Here is an 18,460-nt window from a genome sequence, read left to right on the forward strand (position 1 = left end):
TCTTCCCTCGGGTATGACGCGTCCGCGCCAGTGTGGCACCTCGGGGTCAGAGCTGCGTACCGACCAGGGCACCGATGGCATAGGTCACGGCCATGGCCGTGAAGCCGCCCAGCACGTTGCGGGCGACGGCACGCGGCCGCGGCGAGCGGCCCAGGGTGGCGCTCACCCAGCCGGTGAGCACCAGGGCGAGCAGCACGGAGCACACCGTGACCGGCACCCGCCAGGCCGTCGGCGGGGAGATGATGGCGAGCAGCGGCAGCAGGGCACCCAGGGTGAAGGCGACGAGCGAGGCCCAGGCCGCGTGCCAGGGGTTGGTGAGCTCGTCGGGGTCGATGTGCAGCTCGGCCTCCGCGTGCGCCGCGAGCGCGTCCCGCTCGGTCAGCTCGACGGCCACCTGCTGCGCGAGCCCGGGGGACAGGCCCTTGGCGCGGTAGATCTCGGCGAGCTCGGCCAGCTCTTCTTCGGGCATCTCCGCCAGCTCGCGCCGTTCGAGGTCGAGCAGGGCGCGCTCGCTGTCGCGCTGGGTGCTGACCGAGACGTACTCCCCCACCGCCATCGACATGGCCCCCGCCGCGAGCCCGGCGAGCCCGGCGGTGAGGATGGCCGTGCGGTCGCTCGTCGCCGCGGCGACACCGATGACCAGACCGGCGGTGGAGATGATGCCGTCGTTGGCGCCGAGGACCCCGGCGCGCAGCCAGTTGAGCGTGCTCGCGGTGGTGCGCGGCTCGGCGTGCTGCTGGACGGGTGGTGCGGCCATGCCTCCAGCGTCCTCCGTCCCGGCGGGGCCCGCCAGGACGGTGAGGCTTCGCTACCCCGGTGGGCGGTAGGAGGGTGTGGCGTTCACCGGGTCAGGTCGGCCTCGCGGACGGTCCGGTCGGCGCGCGCCGCGCGCGCCTCGACGTGGCGCCGGTGCACGAGCAGCGAGACGCCGAGGACGACGAGGCCGGCCACGGAGAGCGCGGCGCCGACGAGGGCGGGCGCACGGTAGCCGTAGCCGGCGGCGATGACCAGGCCGCCGACCCAGGCGCCGAGCGCGTTGGCCACGTTGAGGGAGGCGTGGTTCATGGCCGCGCCCAGGGTCCTGGCCGGGCCGGCGACCTGCATGAGCCGCAGCTGCAGCCCGATCACCCAGGCCGAGCTGAAGAGGCCGATCGCGGCGACGGTGAGCAGGGCCGGGACGAGCGCGCCGGAGCTCCAGAAGAAGGTGAGCAGCGCCGCCGCCGAACCGACGCCGGTGAGGACCAGGGTGCGCAGCACCGACCAGTCCCCCAGCCGACCGCCGAGCCACGTCCCCACGACCGACACCACGCCGTACACGAGCAGGAAGACGGGCACCCAGCTCTCGGCGAGACCGGTGACGTCGGTGAGCGTGGGGGCGATGTAGGAGTAGGTGGCGAACATGCCGCCGAAGCCGATGGCCCCGATCGCGAGAGTGAGCCAGAACTGGGTGCTGGTGAAGGCGCGCAGCTCGGCCTTGCGCGAGCGGGTCCGGTCGCTCGGCGTGCGCGGCACCCACAGGTGCACGAGCACCGCCGCGAGCAGCCCGATGACGGCCACCGCCCAGAAGCTCACCCGCCAGCCGAAGACCTGGCCGGCCCAGGTGCCCAGCGGCACCCCCACGAGCAGGGCGATGGGGATGCCCAGCATGACGGTGCCGACCGCGCGGCCGCCGCGCCCGGGAGGTGCGAGGGAGATGGCGACGAGCGAGGCCAGGCCGAAGAAGCCGGCGTGCGGCAGCCCGGCGACGAAGCGGGCGGCCACGAGCGTCCCCAGCGTTGGCGCGAGCGCCGCGGCCGCGTTGGCCAGCGCGAAGAGCAGCATGAGCCCGACGAGCACGGCGCGCCGCGGCAGCCGGGCGGCCCCCACCGCGGCGACCGGGGCGCCCACGACGACACCGAGCGCGTAGGCGGAGATGGCATACCCGGCGGTCGGGATGGAGACGTCGAGCCCGGTCGCGATCTGCGGCAGCACCCCCATGGTGACGAACTCGGCGACCCCGATGCCGACGCCGCCCAGGATGAGCGCCGCGAGGGCGAGGGTGGGCCCCTGCCCGCCCGCGGGGGGACGCTCGGTGACGGGCTGGGCGGTGGCGGACAGGGTCGACAAAGAAGGCCTCGGGTCAGAGGGGCACGACGGTGGGGGAGCCCGCACGCGCAGCGCAGGCCCCACCAGCCTAACCCTGGCGCCCCCCGCACCCATTCCCTCCGCCGGGCACCGGCGGGCGGGTGCGGACCGGCGGCGACGCGCGGGTCAGCCGTCGACGGCCTCGGCGATCGCGACGAAGTTGGCCTTCTGCCCACCGTCGCTGCGGGCGCCCAGCGAGGGGTCGCAGGTGATGAGCGCGATCCGCGCGACCTCGTCCTGGTCGCCCCAGACCGCGTCGCTGCGCTGCAGGCCCTCCTTGGAGATCTGCTGGGTCGAGGTGACCACGAAGTCGCGGGTCCCGCCGTGCCCGTACCCGACCGTGACGACGTCGCCGTCGCTCACCTCGGCCAGGTCGTAGAAGACGTCCGGCTCGTCGTAGTAGGTGACGTGCGCGGCGACGACCGCGGTCCCGACCTGGCCGGGGACGACGCGTCCGGACCCGGCGTACCAGATCGCCTCGCCCTGGTCGGGGTTGATCGTCCCCTGCGGCGTCAGCCCCTCGGGCGCGATCGGCTCCTCCTCCAGCCCCGCCGCCGGCACCGTGACCCAGGCCGGCGCGGCGTCGCCCTCGGCGTGGACGGGCCGCCCGTCGGTGCCCTGGATCGCCCCCACCGCCTGGACGGCGAGCGCGCTGACGCCGAGGGCGCCCACCAGCAGCCCGGTGGGCAGCAGCAGGCGGGCGTTCACGCTGGGGCTCCGGCGGGGCTCAGCCCTGGTCGCCCCGCGGCTGGCGACGCAGACCCACGGCGGCCGCGCCGGCACCGGCGACCGCCAGGACGGCACCACCGACGAGCAGCGGCGACAGCCCGGTCTCACGCAGCGGCCCGTCGGTCTCGACCGCGGGTCCCGCGGCCTGCACGTCCTCCTCGGCCGGGTCGTCGCCCGCGGCCGCGTCGTCGCTGCCGGCGGTCGCCTCGTCGTCCCCGGCTGCGGTCTCGTCCTCGGCCGCCTGGTCCTCGGCGGCCGCACCGCCGTCGGACTCCTCCTCGGGCGCCGGTGCCTCCTCCTCGGCGGCCGCAGTGCCCTGGCACAAGGTGATCTCGCGGATGACCGCCCCGCCCTCGCTGCTGTAGGTCTCCCCGTAGCCGGGGTTCGCGACCTCGACGGTGCTGTCGTCCGAGGTGAGGGTCAGGGCGACCCACTCGTTGCCCCCCTCGAGGTAGGGCCCGTGGGTCGCCTCGTCGAGGTACGTCGCCGTCGCCGTGCCGGGCATGGCCATGACGTCGCACCGCACGTTGTCGTAGGTGTCGGCCAGCTGGTCCTCGTCGACCGCCAGGGCGGGGCCGGCGGCCAGCGCCGTGAGCGCGGCCGCTCCGGCCGCGACGGTCAGGGTCCGCAGGGTCGTCGTCCTCATGAGGGTCCTCTCCGCAGGCACGCGGTTGGTCGCGGTGCCGGGTCGTCCCGCGCACGGACCCACCCGGTCACACACATCACATCTGCCACATCTGACGCTTCCGCACCCTAGCGAGGGCGGGCCCGCACCCCGACCCACCTGCCCGGCGTGTCGCCGAACCGCGGACGCCGCGTCGGTCAGCGCGCGTGCACGAGGGCCACGAGGGTGGCGCCCTCCTGCGGCAGGTTGCTGCGCGGGGTGACGACCGTCGCCACCCCGTCCTGCACGACGAACATGAGGACCGCCTCCGGCTCCCGCTCCCGGAAGTCGTCGAGCGTGTGCTGGGAGGTCAGCCGGGTCTTGCGTACCTGCATCCCCTCCCGGGTCGCGGTGTCCAGCTCGGGCGCCGACATCGGCGGGGAGAAGGCGACCTGCGCGGTGAGCTTGCTGGCGGTCTGCTGCTTGGCCTTGGCCTCCGACAGCGTGCCGCCGCTGCCCCCGCTCGTCCGGTCCCGGGGTCGCGAGCGCCGCGGAAGGGACTCGCCCTGGCGCCGCAGCTGGTAGGTGTTGGACTGGCCGAGGGCGTGCCCGAACTCGCGCGCCGCCGTCGAGTTGGTGTCGTCGTCGTGCGTGGCCGCGACGAGGGAGCCGAGACCGGCCAGTTCCATGTCCTCCACGGCATACTCCGACAGGATGTGCGTGCGCTCCACCCGCAGCCCCGCCATCCGCGCCTGGGCGACCTCGGCCGGCGCCAGCGAGACGAGCAGCGTCGGCACCTTGAGCTCGGTGAGCACCCCTGCGGCCTGGCGGGCCCACAGCGGCGCCCCGGCGAAGAGGACGCCGTTCGGCGTCGTCGTCGCCAGCCCCAGCCGCTCGGCCAGGCGCCCCACCCCCAGCCCGTAGACCGCGACCGTCACGACGATCGTCACGAAGACCAGGGGCACCAGGTCGGCCGAGGCGACCACGAGCTGCTCCAGCCGCTCCGCCGTGGCCTCGAGCGCCAGGCTCTCCTGGGCGTCCTCGCCGCCGAGCGCGGCCAGCGAGCGCGCCTCGTCGGCCGCGTGCTCGATCTCCAGCGCGAAGATGCTCGTCACCGCGGCGGCCACGATGCCCCGCGGCGCCATGAAGGCGAGCAGGGTGCGTTCCTGCCGGGTCGCCTGGGTGCCGAGCAGGCCCAGCGCCACGGACGCCGGGCGCACCACCAGGATCAGGAGCAGGACGAAGACCGCCGCGGTCGGCGCGATGGCCACCACCTCGGCAGGGCTGACCCGCCCGGCCAGCAGCACGAAGAGCGCGCCCACGATGAGCACCTGCAGGTGCTCCTTGAACTCCCGCACGTGCTCCAGCCGCAGCCCCGGCCGGTTGGCGAGGTAGATCCCCAGCATCGTCACGGTCAGCAGGCCGCTCTCGGACTGCAGCTCGTTGGAGAGCACCAGGGACCCGACCGCGGCCGCGAGGAAGGTCACGCCCTCGAGGAAGTCCGGGATGAGGTGGCGCCGCATGGCCACCTCGAGCAGGACGCCGAAGAGCAGCGCGAGCACGGTGGAGATGACGACCGTCCGGCCCAGCGTGAGGGCGGCCGTGGCGAGCGCCCCGTCGGGGCCGCCGACGATGATGGCCTGGAAGACGAGCACGGCCAGGATCGCGCCGATGGGGTCGACGACGATGCCCTCCCACCGCAGCATGGAGGACACCCGTCGGGTGGGGCGCAGCTGGCGGATGATGGGGGCGATGACGGTGGGGCCGGTCACGACGAGCAGCGCCCCGATGAGCAGCGCGAGCTGCCACTCGACCCCGGCGACGATGGCGGCCACGGTGGTCAGCGCCCAGGCCAGCAGCACGGTGACGGAGCAGAGCCGGAGGACGGCCGTGCTCAGACCCCGCAGGTCGCGGAAGCGCAGCGACAGCGACCCCTCGAAGAGGATGACGCCGACCGCCAGGTTGACGCCCGCGAAGAGCAGGTCCCGGCCGAGCACCGTCTCAGGGCTGACGAACTGCCCCAGCCCGAACCCGACGACGAGCAGCAGCAGGATCGAGGGCACCCGCAGCCGGTATGCCGTGAGCTGGCACACGATGGCGACCCCGAGCACGAGGGCGAGGTAGGGGGCGGGCGACACGCTCGCAGTCTGCCAGCACCGCGCGTCCCGGCCCGGTCCACCGGCGCGTCGGGGTCCTCGGCGCCCGCCGGCCCGGTGAGGAGGCACGGCGTCGGGACTGGCCCCGGCGCTCGGTTTGTGGTCGACGGCGGCGACCCGCTGCGCGAGGTGGACCTGGGCGGCGCTGGCTAGCCTGGGCCGGGTGGACGAGCAGGTGGACGAGCAGGCGGAGGAGTCCGGCGAGGAGGCGCTGCGCGCGGCGGTCTCCGCGGTGTATGCCGCCGCGCCCGCCGACTTCGTCGCGACCCGCAAGGAGTGGGTCGGCCGGCTGCGCTCGCAGGGGCGGAAGGACCTGGCGAAGGAGGTCGGCGCGCTGCGCAAGCCCAGCGTGTCGGCGGCGGCGGTCAACGCCCTGGTGCGGGCCGGGGACCCGGCCGCCGAGAGGTTGAAGGAGGTCGGGGCCCGGCTGCGGCACGCCCAGTCGGCGATGGACGTGACCGGGCTGCAGGAGCTGCGCGCCGAGCGCGACGCCGTGCTGGCCGCGTGGGTCGCGGCCGCCCGCCGGCACGCGCCCGTGCCGCTCACGGCAGGAGGGGAGAGCGAGGTCCGCGACACGGGGGTCGCCGCCCTGGCCGGCGCGGACGCGACCGAGGTGGTGCTCGGTGGGACGCTGACCCGGGCGCTCGCCTACAGCGGGTTCGGCGAGGTCGACGTGGCCGACGCCGTGGCGCGCACGAGCACCGGGGTGGTGCTCACCCGGATCGAGGGTGGCGGCGCCGAGGACGAGCCGGCACCCGCCGTGGCCGGGGACCCGTCCCGCGACGACGACGGGGCGACGCCGGCGGGACCCGACGGGGCGGCTGAGGAGCCCGACGACAGCGACGCACTGCAGCGGCTGCAGGACGAGCTGGAGGCGGCCGAGGCGGAGGTCGGCCGGGCGCGAGAGACCCGCAAGGAGGCCGCGGCGACGGCAGCCCGGCGACGGGACGAGCTCGGGGTCGCCCGGTCCGGGGTGGAGCAGGCCCGCCGGCTGCTGGCCCAGGCCGAGCAGCACGCCACCACGGCGCAGGAGCGTGCCGACCGTGCCCAGGGGGAGGAGGATGCCGCGGACGAGGGCCTGGCGGCGGCCCGCGCCGCCCGGGACGAGGCGCGACGCCGGCTCGAGGAGGCGCAGGACGCCGGCTGAGCAGGCCGGTTCGCGTCCCCCGCCGGGGAGGGGCGCCCCGTCACGTCACGAGCCTGCCGACCCCACTCATACGCAGAAGGTGTTCCTCTGCGGGAATGCATCCCGGCGGAGGAACACCTTCTGCGTGGGAGTGTGGTGCGCTCAGTCGCGCCCGGAGTCGAGCCGACGCACGATCGCCCACACGGCGGGGAAGATCGCGGCGGCGATGCCGGCCTTGACGATGCCGGGCACGATGAAGGGCGTGATGCCCGCGGCGGCGATGGCCGCCGGGTCGGTCATGCCGAGGATGCCGGCCATGTAGGGCACGCCCACGAGGAAGGGGGCGGCCGTGGCGAGCAGGAAGCCGACCATGGCCAGCCCGACGTGCCGGTCCCAGGCCCGCTCGGCGGCCCACCCGGCGATGGCGGCGGCGGCGACGAAGCCGATGATGAACCCGAAGGACGGGGCCAGGAGGTAGGCCGGGCCGCCCGCGCCGCCGGCGAAGATCGGCGCCCCGGCCAGGCCGGCGACCATGTAGGTCGTCAGGGCCGCGGCACCCCGGCGCATCCCCAGCGCCGACCCGACGAGCATGACGCCCAGGGTCTGCCCGGTGATGGGGACCGGGCCGATACGGAACTCGACGAGGGCCAGCAACGAGACCACGACCACACCGCCGGCGACGAGGCCGATGTCGGTGAGGACCCCCCGCCGCGGCAGGAGCCGGTCGGCGAGGACGAGCGACGGTGCGGGGGACGAGGCGGAGGCGGTCGACATGGGCCACAGGATGCCACAGCCCCACCCACGCGACGGGCCGCCACGACCGGCCCCGCAGACCCCGGGGCGACTGGCACCCGGGTGACGTCACGTCATACCCTGGGACCGCACTGGCGCCGGTCACTGCCCCCTGGGGTGGCCGGCGCGACGTCGTTGCCGCCCTGTGAGACCCCGACGAAGGACACTGCATGAAGATCGGCCTGCTGACCTCCGGCGGTGACTGCCCCGGCCTCAACGCCGTCATCCGCGGGGTGGTCCTCAAGGGGGACCGGATCTACGAGCACGAGTTCGTCGGCATCAAGGACGGCTTCCGCGGACTGGTCGAGGACGACATCGTCCCGCTGCCGCGCAAGCGGGTGCGCGGACTGTCCAAGGTCGGCGGCACCATCCTCGGCACCTCCCGGATCAGCCCGATCCGCACCGGCGGCATCGACCGGGTCAAGGAGGTCATGGACAAGCACGAGATCGACGCGCTCGTGGCGATCGGCGGCGAGGGGACGCTGACCGTGGCCCGCATGTTCCACGACGAGGGCATCAACGTCGTCGGCGTGCCCAAGACGATCGACAACGACCTCTCCGCCACCGACCGGACCTTCGGCTTCGACACCGCGGTCTCCATCGCGACCGAGTCCATCGACCGGCTGCGCACCACCGGCGAGGCCCACTCGCGGTGCATGGTCGTCGAGGTCATGGGCCGCCACGTCGGCTGGATCGCCCTGCACGCCGGAATCGCCAGCGGGGCGCACGCCATCCTCATCCCCGAGGTGCCGGTGAGCTCCGACCAGTTGTGCCAGTGGGTGCAGAACGCCATGGACCGCGGCCGCGCGCCCACCATCGTGGTGGCCGAGGGCTTCACCTTCGCGGGGGCCGAGCAGGTCGCCAGCGACCGGGTCGACGGCTTCGGCCGCCCGCTGCTCGGGGGCATCGGCGAGGCGGTGACCCGCGCCATCGAGGAGCACACGGGGATCGAGACCCGCAACACCACCCTGGGACACCTGCAGCGCGGGGGCGTCCCCAGCTCCTACGACCGGGTGCTGGCCACCCGTTTCGGCACCGCCGCGATCGACTCGGTCAGCGCCAAGAAGTGGGGCACGATGGTCGCGCTCTCCGGCATGGACATCGTCAACGTCAACCTGCGCGACGCGACCAGCGAGCTCAAGCTCGTCCCCCGCGACCAGTGGGACGAGGCCGCGATCATGTTCGGCTGAGGCCGCTGCGCCCTCCGGTATGCCTCACTTGAGCCCGCTGCGGGCGAGGCCGGCGACGAAGAACCGCTGCGCCACGACGAAGAGCAGCAGGATCGGCAGCATCGACAGCAGCGCCCCGGCCATGAGCGTCGGGTAGTCGGTGGCGTACTGCCCCTGCAGGAAGGCCAACCCCACCGGCAGGGTGTAGAGGTCCGGGTCGCGCAGTGCCACCAGCGGCCAGGCGAACTCGTTCCAGCGGTACATGAACGTCATGACGACGAGGACCGCGACCAGGGGCCGGGCCAGCGGAAGGATCACCCGGGTGAAGACCTGCCACTGGTTGGCGCCGTCCAGCCGGGCCGCCTCGAGCAACTCGTCCGGGATGGACATGAGGTACTGCCGGGCCAGGAAGATGCCGAAGGCCTCCGCCGACCGGGGCACGATGACCGCCCAGTACGAGTTGACCCACCCGAGCTGCGCGACCAGCTCGAACTGCGGGATGAGCAGCACCTGCACCGGGATCATCAGGGTCGCGACGATCGCCATGAGCACGACGGCCCGTCCGGGGAAGCGTCGTTTGGCCAGCACGTAGCCGGCCAGCAGGTCCACCACGACCGTGAGCACCACGGCGACGACCGCGATGGCCAGCGAGTTCACCGCCCACGTGGTCACCGGGTAGGTCGCGAGCGCCTCGCGCACCGTGGTCAGGCCCAGCTCGCCGAGCCGGGGCAGGCCGCCACCGACGAGGCTCCCCGGCGGCGAGAGCGCGGTCAGGGTCATCCACACCAGCGGGAAGAGCCAGACCAGGGAGATGAGCAGCAGCGCGACGAAGCGCCAGCGGCGTCCCGCGCGCTCCCGGCGCCGGGTCGGGGTGGTGGCGGTCGTGGCGCTCACAGCGACTCCTCCGCGTCGCGCTGGGCCCGCCACCACAGGACCGTGGCGGCGAGGATGACGACGAAGACGACCACACCCAGGGCCGTCCCGTAGCCGAGCTGGCGGGCCTCGAAACCCTCGGCGTAGGCATACGTCACGAGCAGCTCGGTCGCCCGCCCCGGGCCGCCGCCGGTCATCACCCACACCAGGTCGAAGACCTGGAAGGTCTCGATGACGAGGATGACCGTGAGGAAGAAGGTGGTCGGCTGGATCTGCGGGACGGTCACGTGCCGCAGCCGCTGCCACCAGCCGGCGCCGTCGAGGGCGGCCGCCTCGTGCAGGTGGTCGTCGACGTTCTGCAGCGCCCCGAGGTAGATGATCGCGGCCAGGCCCACCCGGGACCAGGTGAGCATGAGCAGGACGACGAGCATGGCGGGGCCGCCGCCGGACTGCCAGGAGACCGGCCCCAGGCCGACCCAGCCGAGGGCGGTGTTCACGACGCCGACGTTCTCGTCGAAGATGAACCGCCCGGCCATGGCCACGACGACGCCCGAGATGACGACCGGCGCGAGGACGATGGTGCGGAACAGCGCGCGCCCACGGACCTCCCCTGCAGCAGCATGGCGATGCCGAGCCCGAGCCCGAGCGCCAGCGGTACCGAGACCACCGCCAGCAGGACGGTGTTGAAGGACGCCCGCCAGAAGGCGTCGTCGTCGAGCATCCGGCGGTAGTTGCCCAGGCCGACCCACTCCGCCGCACCGACACCGCTGTCGGAGGGGAAGGAGGTGACGACCGCGCTGACCAGGGGCGCGAAGAGGAAGACCCCGAAGAGCACGAGCGCCGGGAGCAGCATGGCGTAGGAGGTGAGGTGCTCCCGGGCGCGCGCGGTCACCGGGCCACCTCCGCGGCCACGGCCCGCAGCAGGTCGTCGGCGACCTGCTGCTCGGGACGCTCCCCCGCCAGGAACGCCAGCTCCAGCTGGTCGACGAGGGTGCTGTTGACCGCGTTGAACTGCGGCACCGTCACCTGCCGCACGAGGTCCGGCCGGACGACCGTGACCTGCTCGACGTACTGCTGCATCACCTCCGGGTAGGCGGGGAAGTCCAGCGCGGAGGCGTCCACGTCGGTGCGGGTCGGCAGGACCCCGGTGGCGGCGCAGAAGTCCGCCTGCTGCTGGGCGCCGACGCAGTATGCCGCGAACGCGGCGGCGGCCTCGGCGCGCGGCCCGTCGACGACGGCCAGGGCGTTGCCGCCCAGGTCGGCACTGGCCCGTCGCTGCCGGGGCAGCGGTGTCGCGACCCAGTCGAAGGGCACCTCGAGGCCGGGCAGCGTGAAGCTCCCCACGAAGGCCATCGCGACGGTCTGGGCGCCGAAGAGCTGGTCGGTGTACTGGCTGCTCTTGGGCAGCGCCGAGCTCGGGGTCAGCCCCTCACGGAAGAAGGTCCGGGTCATCCCCAGGGCGGCGACGACGGCGAACGGGTCGGGCGCGGCGTCGTCCAGCCCTCGGAGAGCAGGCGGCCGTCGGCCTGGTCCACCCAGTTGAGCCACCGGTAGGCGCCGGCCTGCTGCCAGTTGACGGCGAGCGCGGTCCGCCCCGGGCCGGCGCCGTCGGCCACCCGGCGGGACACCTCGAGGAACTCCTCCCAGGTCCAGGCGTCGTCCAGCGACCCGGGCAGCCGGGTGACGCCGGCCGCCTCGACCGCGGCGGTGTTGACGAGCACCATGGGGTGTCGGTGTGGTGCGGCACCCCGAAGGTGCCGTCCTCGTCGCTCACCGCCGCCCAGAACTGCTCGGCGACCACCGGCTCCAGCTCGGCCACCGCGGAGGCGGCGAGCGGGCTGAGGACGCCCTGGCTGCGGTAGAGACCGATGTCGTTGTAGGTGACCCGGAACAGGTCCGGCGGGGCACCGGTGCGCAGCCCGGTGTCGACGGTGGTGAGGGTCTGGGAGAAGGGCACGATCTGGAGGCGTACCTCGACCCCGGTCTCCTGGCGGAACGCCTCGGCCAGGGCGCGGAACGCCGCCTCCTCCTCGGGCCCGGCCCAGAGGGTCAGCTGCAGCACGTCGTCGGGCCGGTCGGCGCCGGAGTCCTGCAGGCGGAAGCCGGTGCAGCCCGACAGGCATGCCGTGGCGGCGCCCAGCAGAGCGGCCCTGCGTGTCACTCGCAGCGGTCGTCCAGCCGGCGCCGTGGTGCCGTCCCCCACCTCGCCATGGGAGTCGCGAGGAGTCGGACGGTGTCGTGTCGTGTCATGTGCGCTCCAGGGGTCGGTCCGGAGCGGGGCACGGTCACGCTATGCGAGCCCAGGTCCGGGAGCGACTCCAAGCGGCCAGCCCCGACGGCGGGGCGGCGCCGGGCTCGCCTGACGTGACGTCAGCCGGGCTTAGGATCGAGGTATGCCCGCAGCCCCCACCCCCTCCAGCCCGCCCGGTGCGTCGGCGGGAGGCACGACATACCCCTCCGCGACCCTCGCAGCGCTGCCGACGGCGGCCGACATCGAGCAGGCGGCGGGGCGGATCGCGGGCCGGGTCGCGCGCACCCCCCTGGAGCGCAGCGTTCGGCTCTCGGAGCAGACCGGCGCCTCGGTGTGGCTCAAGCGGGAGGACCAGCAGCCGGTGCGGTCCTACAAGGGGCGCGGCGCCGCCAACCTCATCGCCCAGCTCGACAGCGAGCAGATCTGGGCCGGGGTCGTCTGCGCCAGCGCCGGCAACCACGCGCAGGGCGTGGCGCACGCCTGCGCCACCCTGGGTGTCAACGCCCGCATCTACCTGCCCGCCACCACCCCCCGGCAGAAGCGCGACCGGGTCGCCGACATCGGGGGCGACTGGGTCGAGGTCGTCGTCGGCGGCCGGACCTACGACGAGGCCGCGGCGGCGGCGCTGGCCGACGCGGAGCGCACCGGCGCGACCCTCGTGCCGGCCTTCGACCACCCGCACACCATCGCCGGGCAGGGGACCATCGCCCGGGAGATCAGCGAGGACCTGCCCGGCCCGCCGGACCTCGTGGTCGTCCCGTGCGGGGGCGGCGGGCTGCTCGCGGGGTGCCTCACGTGGTTCGGCGAGCACGCGCCCGGGGTGCGGGTCGTCGCCGCGGAGCCGGCCGGCGCCGCCAGCATGATGGCCGCCACCCGCGCCGGCGAGCCGGTCGCGCTGGAGGAGATCGACCGTTTCGTCGACGGCGCCGCGGTGCAGAAGGTCGGGACGCACACCTTCGAGGTGGTGCGACGGCACACCCCCGAGCTCGTCGCCGTGCCCGAGGGCCGCATCTGCACCGAGATGATCCGGCTCTACCAGAGCGAGGGCATCATCGCCGAGCCCGCCGGGGCGCTCGCACCGGCGGCGCTGGAGGGCCTGGGCGACCTGCGCGGCCTCACGGTCGTCGTGGTGGTGTCCGGCGGCAACAACGACCTGCTGCGCTACCCCGAGGTGATGGAGCGCTCGCTCATCCACGAGGGCCTCAAGCACTACTTCCTCGTGGACTTCCCGCAGGAGCCGGGCATGCTGCGGCAGTTCCTCGACGAGGTGCTCGGCCCGGACGACGACATCGCGCTCTTCGAGTACGTCAAGCGCAACAACCGCGAGACCGGCCCGGCCCTGGTCGGCATCGAGCTCGGGGCACGCGAGGACCTCGCGCCGCTCCTGGAACGGCTGGACGCCAGCTCGATGGAGGTCGAGCCCATCCAGCCCGACAGCCCGCTCTTCCGCTTCATCCTCTGAGCACCGGACGCGTGGCCGGGCCGCACCGGACGCGTGGCCGGGCCGCACCGGACGCGTGGCCGGGCCGCACCGGACGCGTGGCCGGGCGTCAGTGGCTGGTGCCGGCCTTCCAGTAGCCGCAGAAGCTGATCTGCTTCTTCGGTATGCCGTGGCGCACCCAGTGGCGGCGCGCGGCGGTGGCGAGGTCGGACTCGCCCGCGACCCAGGCATACACCGGGCCCTCGGGCACCGGCACCTCCTGCAGGGCCGCGAGGACGGACGCCCCGGGGGTCGCCCCCGCCGGACGCACCACCCAGCGGACCTCGATGCCCTCCGGCGCCGGGAGCGCCTGCCGGTCGTCGGGGTGCGGCACCTCGACGACCGCCGTGCCGCGGGCCTGGCTCGGGGCGTGCCGCAGGATGCCGGCGAGCGCCGGCAGCGCCGACTCGTCGGCGGCCAGCAGCAGGGGCGCCTCCTCGAGCGGGTGGTAGATCGCCCCCTCGTCGATGATGGCCACCTCGTCCCCCACCTCGCAGCGCTGCGCCCAGAGTGAGGCGGGGCCGGCGTCACCGTGCTCCTCGCTGCCGTGGACGACGAAGTCGACGTCGAGCTCGGGCCCGTCCACCCCGTGCTCGCGGTAGGCGCGGACCGTGTAGTTCCGGATGACCGGACGCTGGGCGGCCGGGACGAGCATGAACTTCGCGTAGGCCGCCGTGGTCAGCTGGTCCGGGACGTGCCGCAGCGAGTCCGCGCCGCCGGTGGGCAGGAAGAGCCGGAACCACTGGTCGTCACCGATGACCTCGAAGTCGGTCAGGTCGGCGCCCCCGAGGGTGGTCCGGGCGAAGGTGGGGGTGGGGCGGTGGGCGCCGCGCACCCGGAGGCGCAGGGCGCGCGCGACCCGGGGCTTGCGCCGGGTGGCCTGCAGGTTGCTCTTGGCCATGGTGATCGGTCTCCTGCGGTGGGGGCGACGGGGCGGGGTGGTTCCGACCACCCAGGGCCAGCATATACATTAGGTTCGCCTTGCCTAACTCGACTAAGGAGAACCATGCGATCCTCTCGCGGCCGCGTCCTCGGCGCCGCCTCCGCGCTCACCCTCGCCCTGGCGCTGACCGCCTGCGGTGAGTCCTCCGGCTCCTCCGAGGAGGCCGACGCCGAGGCGGGCGCCACCGAGGGCTCCTCCGACGGCGCGGCCGAGGGCGCCTTCCCCGTGACCGTCCAGCACGCCTTCGGCGAGACCACCATCGAGGAGCAGCCCGAGCGGGTCGCCTCGGTCGCCTGGGCCAACCACGAGGTGCCGCTGGCCCTCGGCATCGTGCCGGTCGGCATGAGCGAGGCGACCTGGGGCGACGACGACGACAACGGCGTGCTGCCGTGGGTCGAGGACGCGCTCGCCGAGATGGACGCCGAGACCCCGGTCCTCTTCGACGAGACCGACGGCATCGACTTCGAGGCCGTCGCCGACACCGAGCCGGACGTCATCCTCGCCGCCTACTCCGGCCTCACCCAGGAGGAGTACGACACGCTCAGCCAGATCGCTCCGGTCGTGGCCTACCCCGAGCTGGCCTGGGGCACCACGTGGCAGCAGATGGTCGAGCTCAACAGCCAGGCCCTGGGCCTGGCCGAGGAGGGCGACGCCCTGGTCGAGGAGCTGGAGGGCTATGTCTCCGACACCGTGGCCGACTACCCCGAGCTCGAGGGCATGAGCGCGATGTTCAGCTCGCACAGCACCGACGACCTGAGCCAGGTGGGCTTCTACACGACCAACGACCCGCGCGCGCTCTTCCTCGAGGAGCTCGGGATGACCACGCCCGAGCTGGTCGCCGAGCGGTCCGCGGAGAGCGACACCTTCTACGAGACGGTGAGCGCGGAGAACGCCGACCTGCTCGAGGACGTCGACCTGCTGGTGACCTACGGCGACGACGCCCTGCTCACCCAGCTGCAGGACGACGCCCTCGTCTCGGAGATCCCGGCCGTGGAGGACGGCGCCGTCGTCATGCTGGAGAACGACACCCCGCTCGCCGCCGCTGCCAACCCCTCGCCGCTCGCTCTCGAGTGGGGCCTGACCGACTTCCTCGACCTGGTCTCCGCCGCCGCAGAGAAGAGCCGGTGACCGACACCCTCACCGCCGCCCCGCCGGACGCCGCGACCCCCGCGGCGCGCCGGCGGGTCGGCACGCGGGCATACCGCCTCACCACCCTCGTCGCGGCGCTCGGCGCGCTGGTGCTCGCCGGCGTCCTGTCCGTCACCTTCGGCGCCCGCGAGATCGCGTATGCCGACCTCGTCGCCGCGCTCGGTGGCGCGCAGGACAACATCTCGCAGGCCGCCGTGGCGCAGCGGGTCCCTCGCACCTTCCTGGCCATGCTCGTGGGCGCCGCCCTCGGGCTGGCCGGCGCCGTCATGCAGGGCGTCACCCGCAACCCTCTCGCCGACCCCGGCATCCTCGGGGTCACCTCGGGCGCCTCGCTGGCGGTGGTGGTCGGCATCGCCTTCTTCGGGCTGTCGACCTCCGGCGGCTACATCTGGGTGGCGATCCTCGGCGCCGCGGTCGCGGCCGCCGTCGTCTACGCCATCGGCTCGATGGGGCGCGGTGGCGCCACCCCGCTCAAGCTGGCCCTGGCCGGGGCCGCGATGTCGGCGGCCTTCTCCTCCCTCGTCAGCGCCATCCTGCTGCCGCGGATCCAGGTCATGGACTCCTTCCGGTTCTGGCAGATCGGCGGTGTCGGCGGGGCGACGCCGGAGAAGATCACCGTGGCCCTCCCCTTCCTGCTCGTCGGCACGCTGCTGTCCTTCCTCGTCGCCCGGGGTCTGAACTCGCTGGCGCTCGGCGACGACCTGGCCGCCGGGCTGGGCGAGCGGGTGGCGCTGACCCGTGCCCTCGCCGCGGTCGGGGCGGTGACGCTGTGCGGCGCGGCGACCGCGGTGGCCGGACCGATCGGCTTCGTCGGCCTGGTCGTCCCGCACGCCTGCCGGCTCGTGGTCGGCACCGACCACCGGTGGCTGCTCCCGCTGTCCATGCTCGTGGGGGCGGTCCTGCTCACCCTCGCCGACGTCGTGGGGCGGGTCGTGGCGCGGCCGGCGGAGGTCGACGTGGGCATCATCACCGCGCTCATCGGCGCGCCGGTCTTCATCATCATCGTGCGTCGCATGCGGGCGAGGGCGCTGTGAGCACGACCTCCACGGCCCCTCCCGCTCTCTCCCCGCTGCGTGCCGGGCGTCGGCGCCGTGCCGCGAGCCGTCGACGCGCCGCCGCCCTCCTCGGGGTGCTGGTGCTCGCGCTCTTCGCGCTGAGCCTCATGGTGGGCCAGACGTTCTACGGCCCCGGCGAGGTGTGGCGGGTCGTCCTCGGGCAGGACGTGCCCGGCGCCTCCTTCACCGTCGGGACGCTCCGGCTGCCGCGCGCCGTCCTCGGGCTGGTCGCCGGCGCCGCCCTCGGGATCGCGGGCGTGACCTTCCAGACCATGCTGCGCAACCCCCTCGCCTCCCCCGACATCATCGGCATCAGCGCCGGGGCCAGCGCCGCCGCCGTGGTCGGCATCGTGGTGCTGCGGGTGGACGAGGCGCTGGTGTCCGGGATGGCGATCGTGGCAGCGCTGGTGACGGCGCTGGTCATCTACCTGCTCGCCTACCGCGACGGCGTCCTCGGCACACGGCTCATCCTCATCGGCATCGGCATCGCGGCGATGCTGGACTCCGTCGTGGCCTACGTCATCGTGCGCGCCGCCGCGTGGGACCTGCAGGTGGCCATGCGCTGGCTGACCGGGAGCCTCAACGGCGCCACGTGGGGCATCGTGCTGCCGCTCGTCGTGGCGGCGGCGGTGCTCATGCCGGCGCTGCTCGCCCAGTCCCGGCAGCTGGAGCTCCTCCAGCACGGGGACGACACCGCCAGCGCCCTCGGCGTGCGGGTGGAGCGCACCCGGCTGACCGTCATCGTGGCCGCGGTGGCGCTCATCGCCTTCGCGACCGCCGCGGCGGGCCCCATCGCCTTCGTCGCCTTCCTCGCCGGGCCGATCGCGGCTCGCGTCGTCGGACCGGGGGGCTCGCTCATGATCCCCGCGGCGCTCACCGGCGCCCTGCTCGTGCTGGCGGCCGACCTCGCCGGGCAGCACCTCTTCGGCACCCGCTACCCGGTGGGCGTCATCACCGGGGTCCTCGGGGCGCCCTACCTCGTCTACCTGCTCATCCGCACCAACCGCGCCGGAGGCTCGTTGTGACCGACTCGCACACCCTCGTCGCCGAGCGCGTCAGCCTCGGCTACGGCGACCGCACCGTCGTCGACGGTCTCGACCTCACGGTGCCCCCGGGCCGCATCACGGCCGTCGTCGGCGCCAACGCCTGCGGCAAGTCCACGCTGCTGCGCGCGCTCTCCCGGCTGCTGGCGCCCTCGCAGGGCCAGGTGGTCCTCGACGGCAAGGCCGTGCACACCCAGCCCACCAAGGCCGTGGCGCGCACCATGGGTCTGCTGCCGCAGAGCCCCCTCGCCCCGGAGGGGATCGCCGTGGCCGACCTGGTGGCCCGTGGACGCAGCCCGCACCAGCGGATGCTGTCCCGGTGGGCCGTCGCCGACGAGCAGGCGGTCCAGGAGGCGCTGGAGCTGACCGGGACGAGCGACCTGGTGGACCGGGCGGTCGACGAGCTCTCCGGCGGTCAGCGCCAGCGCGTGTGGATCGCCATGGCCCTCGCGCAGCAGACCGACATCCTCCTGCTGGACGAGCCCACGACCTACCTCGACATCTGTCACCAGATCGAGGTGCTCGACCTGCTCACCGACCTCAACCGCACCCGCGGCACGACCATCGTCATGGTGCTGCACGACCTCAACCTCGCCGCGCGCTACGCCGACCACCTCGTCGCGATGTGCGGAGGCCGGCTGCTGGCCGGAGGGCGGCCCGAGGACGTGCTCACCGCCGCGACCGTCGAGAAGGTCTTCGGGCTGCGCAGCCAGGTCGTGGCCGACCCCGTCTCCGGCAAGCCGATGGTCCTGCCCATCGGCCGTCACCACGCCCTCCAGCCCGTCACGCACGCCTGAGCCGCACCGGACGCGCGGTCAGGACGCACCGGACGTGTGGTCGGGACACACCAGACGTGTGGTCGGGACACACCAGACGTGTGGACGGGACACACCGGACGCGCGGTCAGGACGCACCGGACGCGCGTTCAGGACACACCAGACGTGTGGTCGGGACACACCAGACGTG

The 18,460-nt window shown here is 74.0% G+C and carries 19 protein-coding genes and 1 pseudogene; 7 read left to right on the forward strand and 13 right to left on the reverse strand.

What is annotated here, in order from left to right; genetic code table 11:
- Positions 1–46 precede the first annotated feature (46 nt).
- The 5 genes from AVL62_RS15770 to AVL62_RS15790 form a co-directional block, all read right to left on the reverse strand.
- Entirely contained in the window at positions 47–757 is a 711-nt protein-coding gene (locus tag AVL62_RS15770) for a VIT1/CCC1 transporter family protein (RefSeq protein WP_058892619.1), read from the reverse strand.
- Positions 758–840: 83 nt separating this feature from the next.
- Positions 841–2,106 carry an MFS transporter gene (locus AVL62_RS15775; protein WP_235585734.1) on the reverse strand — a complete coding sequence of 422 codons (1,266 nt, stop codon included), beginning with the start codon at positions 2,104–2,106 and terminating at the stop codon, positions 841–843.
- A 144-nt stretch (positions 2,107–2,250) separates the two neighbouring features.
- On the reverse strand, positions 2,251–2,832 hold the full coding sequence (locus AVL62_RS17385) for a class F sortase (RefSeq protein ID WP_058892620.1): 582 nt from the start codon (positions 2,830–2,832) through the stop codon (positions 2,251–2,253).
- Between the two features lie 19 nt (positions 2,833–2,851).
- Complete coding sequence (locus AVL62_RS17390) at positions 2,852–3,499, reverse strand: hypothetical protein (protein WP_058892621.1); 648 nt, start codon at positions 3,497–3,499, stop codon at positions 2,852–2,854.
- A 176-nt stretch (positions 3,500–3,675) separates the two neighbouring features.
- Positions 3,676–5,595, reverse strand: a complete 1,920-nt coding sequence (locus tag AVL62_RS15790; protein ID WP_058892622.1) for a cation:proton antiporter — start codon at positions 5,593–5,595, stop codon at positions 3,676–3,678.
- Between the two features lie 181 nt (positions 5,596–5,776).
- Between AVL62_RS15790 and AVL62_RS15795 the strand changes: the two genes are divergently transcribed.
- Positions 5,777–6,760 carry a hypothetical protein gene (locus AVL62_RS15795; RefSeq protein ID WP_058892623.1) on the forward strand — a complete coding sequence of 328 codons (984 nt, stop codon included), beginning with the start codon at positions 5,777–5,779 and terminating at the stop codon, positions 6,758–6,760.
- A 141-nt stretch (positions 6,761–6,901) separates the two neighbouring features.
- Here AVL62_RS15795 and AVL62_RS15800 read toward each other — a convergent pair whose 3' ends face one another.
- A complete protein-coding gene (locus tag AVL62_RS15800) occupies positions 6,902–7,513 on the reverse strand; it encodes a biotin transporter BioY (RefSeq protein ID WP_058892624.1) in 612 nt (203 codons plus the stop codon).
- Between the two features lie 188 nt (positions 7,514–7,701).
- Between AVL62_RS15800 and AVL62_RS15805 the strand changes: the two genes are divergently transcribed.
- Positions 7,702–8,721 (forward strand): 6-phosphofructokinase, encoded by a 1,020-nt coding sequence (locus tag AVL62_RS15805; protein WP_058892625.1) that lies wholly within the window; start codon positions 7,702–7,704, stop codon positions 8,719–8,721.
- Between the two features lie 24 nt (positions 8,722–8,745).
- On the opposite strand, the gene AVL62_RS15810 is transcribed toward AVL62_RS15805, so the two are convergent.
- The 6 genes and pseudogenes from AVL62_RS15810 to AVL62_RS18265 form a co-directional block, all read right to left on the reverse strand.
- Positions 8,746–9,594 carry a carbohydrate ABC transporter permease gene (locus tag AVL62_RS15810; RefSeq protein WP_058892626.1) on the reverse strand — a complete coding sequence of 283 codons (849 nt, stop codon included), beginning with the start codon at positions 9,592–9,594 and terminating at the stop codon, positions 8,746–8,748.
- Positions 9,591–10,115: a sugar ABC transporter permease gene (locus AVL62_RS15815; RefSeq protein WP_327282558.1), complete on the reverse strand. Its 525-nt coding sequence runs from the start codon at positions 10,113–10,115 to the stop codon at positions 9,591–9,593. Before AVL62_RS15815 ends, AVL62_RS15810 begins: the two co-directional genes overlap by 4 nt.
- Positions 10,067–10,465 carry a carbohydrate ABC transporter permease gene (locus tag AVL62_RS17980; protein WP_058892628.1) on the reverse strand — a complete coding sequence of 133 codons (399 nt, stop codon included), beginning with the start codon at positions 10,463–10,465 and terminating at the stop codon, positions 10,067–10,069. The genes AVL62_RS15815 and AVL62_RS17980 overlap by 49 nt, the downstream gene beginning before the upstream one ends.
- A complete protein-coding gene (locus AVL62_RS15825; RefSeq protein WP_058892629.1) occupies positions 10,462–11,025 on the reverse strand; it encodes an extracellular solute-binding protein in 564 nt (187 codons plus the stop codon). Before AVL62_RS15825 ends, AVL62_RS17980 begins: the two co-directional genes overlap by 4 nt.
- On the reverse strand, positions 11,022–11,297 hold the full coding sequence (locus tag AVL62_RS17985; RefSeq protein WP_058892630.1) for a hypothetical protein: 276 nt from the start codon (positions 11,295–11,297) through the stop codon (positions 11,022–11,024). Before AVL62_RS17985 ends, AVL62_RS15825 begins: the two co-directional genes overlap by 4 nt.
- Positions 11,298–11,425: 128 nt before the next feature.
- A pseudogene (locus tag AVL62_RS18265) lies at positions 11,426–11,776 on the reverse strand (hypothetical protein); the annotation flags it as partial.
- A 190-nt stretch (positions 11,777–11,966) separates the two neighbouring features.
- Here AVL62_RS18265 and ilvA point away from each other — a divergent pair.
- Complete coding sequence (gene ilvA / locus AVL62_RS15835) at positions 11,967–13,286, forward strand: threonine ammonia-lyase IlvA (protein WP_235585735.1); 1,320 nt, start codon at positions 11,967–11,969, stop codon at positions 13,284–13,286.
- An 88-nt stretch (positions 13,287–13,374) separates the two neighbouring features.
- On the opposite strand, the gene AVL62_RS15840 is transcribed toward ilvA, so the two are convergent.
- Positions 13,375–14,205, reverse strand: a complete 831-nt coding sequence (locus tag AVL62_RS15840; RefSeq protein WP_058892631.1) for a siderophore-interacting protein — start codon at positions 14,203–14,205, stop codon at positions 13,375–13,377.
- A 105-nt stretch (positions 14,206–14,310) separates the two neighbouring features.
- Here AVL62_RS15840 and AVL62_RS15845 point away from each other — a divergent pair, with 105 nt between their 5' ends.
- From AVL62_RS15845 to AVL62_RS15860, 4 genes are read left to right on the forward strand one after another with little or no spacing between them, the layout of a single operon-like run.
- Positions 14,311–15,375: an iron-siderophore ABC transporter substrate-binding protein gene (locus AVL62_RS15845; RefSeq protein WP_058892632.1), complete on the forward strand. Its 1,065-nt coding sequence runs from the start codon at positions 14,311–14,313 to the stop codon at positions 15,373–15,375.
- Positions 15,372–16,430, forward strand: coding sequence for a FecCD family ABC transporter permease (locus AVL62_RS15850; RefSeq protein ID WP_058892633.1), 1,059 nt, complete (start codon positions 15,372–15,374; stop codon positions 16,428–16,430). Before AVL62_RS15845 ends, AVL62_RS15850 begins: the two co-directional genes overlap by 4 nt.
- On the forward strand, positions 16,427–17,476 hold the full coding sequence (locus tag AVL62_RS15855) for a FecCD family ABC transporter permease (RefSeq protein WP_058892634.1): 1,050 nt from the start codon (positions 16,427–16,429) through the stop codon (positions 17,474–17,476). The genes AVL62_RS15850 and AVL62_RS15855 overlap by 4 nt, the downstream gene beginning before the upstream one ends.
- Positions 17,473–18,291 (forward strand): ABC transporter ATP-binding protein, encoded by an 819-nt coding sequence (locus AVL62_RS15860; protein ID WP_058892635.1) that lies wholly within the window; start codon positions 17,473–17,475, stop codon positions 18,289–18,291. The genes AVL62_RS15855 and AVL62_RS15860 overlap by 4 nt, the downstream gene beginning before the upstream one ends.
- Positions 18,292–18,460 lie beyond the last annotated feature (169 nt).

It is taken from the genome of Serinicoccus chungangensis (assembly GCF_001483745.1).
Classification (GTDB): Bacteria; Actinomycetota; Actinomycetes; order Actinomycetales; family Dermatophilaceae; genus Ornithinicoccus; species Ornithinicoccus chungangensis_A.

Excerpts from the sequence above, each read along its gene's own strand:
- AVL62_RS15770 (WP_058892619.1), bottom strand. The coding sequence starts at position 757 with ATGGCCGCACCACCCGTCCAGCAGCACGCCGAGCCGCGCACCACCGCG.
- AVL62_RS17390 (WP_058892621.1), bottom strand. The coding sequence starts at position 3,499 with ATGAGGACGACGACCCTGCGGACCCTGACCGTCGCGGCCGGAGCGGCC.
- AVL62_RS15800 (WP_058892624.1), bottom strand. The coding sequence starts at position 7,513 with ATGTCGACCGCCTCCGCCTCGTCCCCCGCACCGTCGCTCGTCCTCGCC.
- AVL62_RS15805 (WP_058892625.1), top strand. The coding sequence starts at position 7,702 with ATGAAGATCGGCCTGCTGACCTCCGGCGGTGACTGCCCCGGCCTCAAC.
- AVL62_RS15825 (WP_058892629.1), bottom strand. The coding sequence starts at position 11,025 with ATGACCCGGACCTTCTTCCGTGAGGGGCTGACCCCGAGCTCGGCGCTG.
- AVL62_RS17985 (WP_058892630.1), bottom strand. The coding sequence starts at position 11,297 with ATGGTGCTCGTCAACACCGCCGCGGTCGAGGCGGCCGGCGTCACCCGG.
- ilvA (WP_235585735.1), top strand. The coding sequence starts at position 11,967 with ATGCCCGCAGCCCCCACCCCCTCCAGCCCGCCCGGTGCGTCGGCGGGA.
- AVL62_RS15840 (WP_058892631.1), bottom strand. The coding sequence starts at position 14,205 with ATGGCCAAGAGCAACCTGCAGGCCACCCGGCGCAAGCCCCGGGTCGCG.
- AVL62_RS15845 (WP_058892632.1), top strand. The coding sequence starts at position 14,311 with ATGCGATCCTCTCGCGGCCGCGTCCTCGGCGCCGCCTCCGCGCTCACC.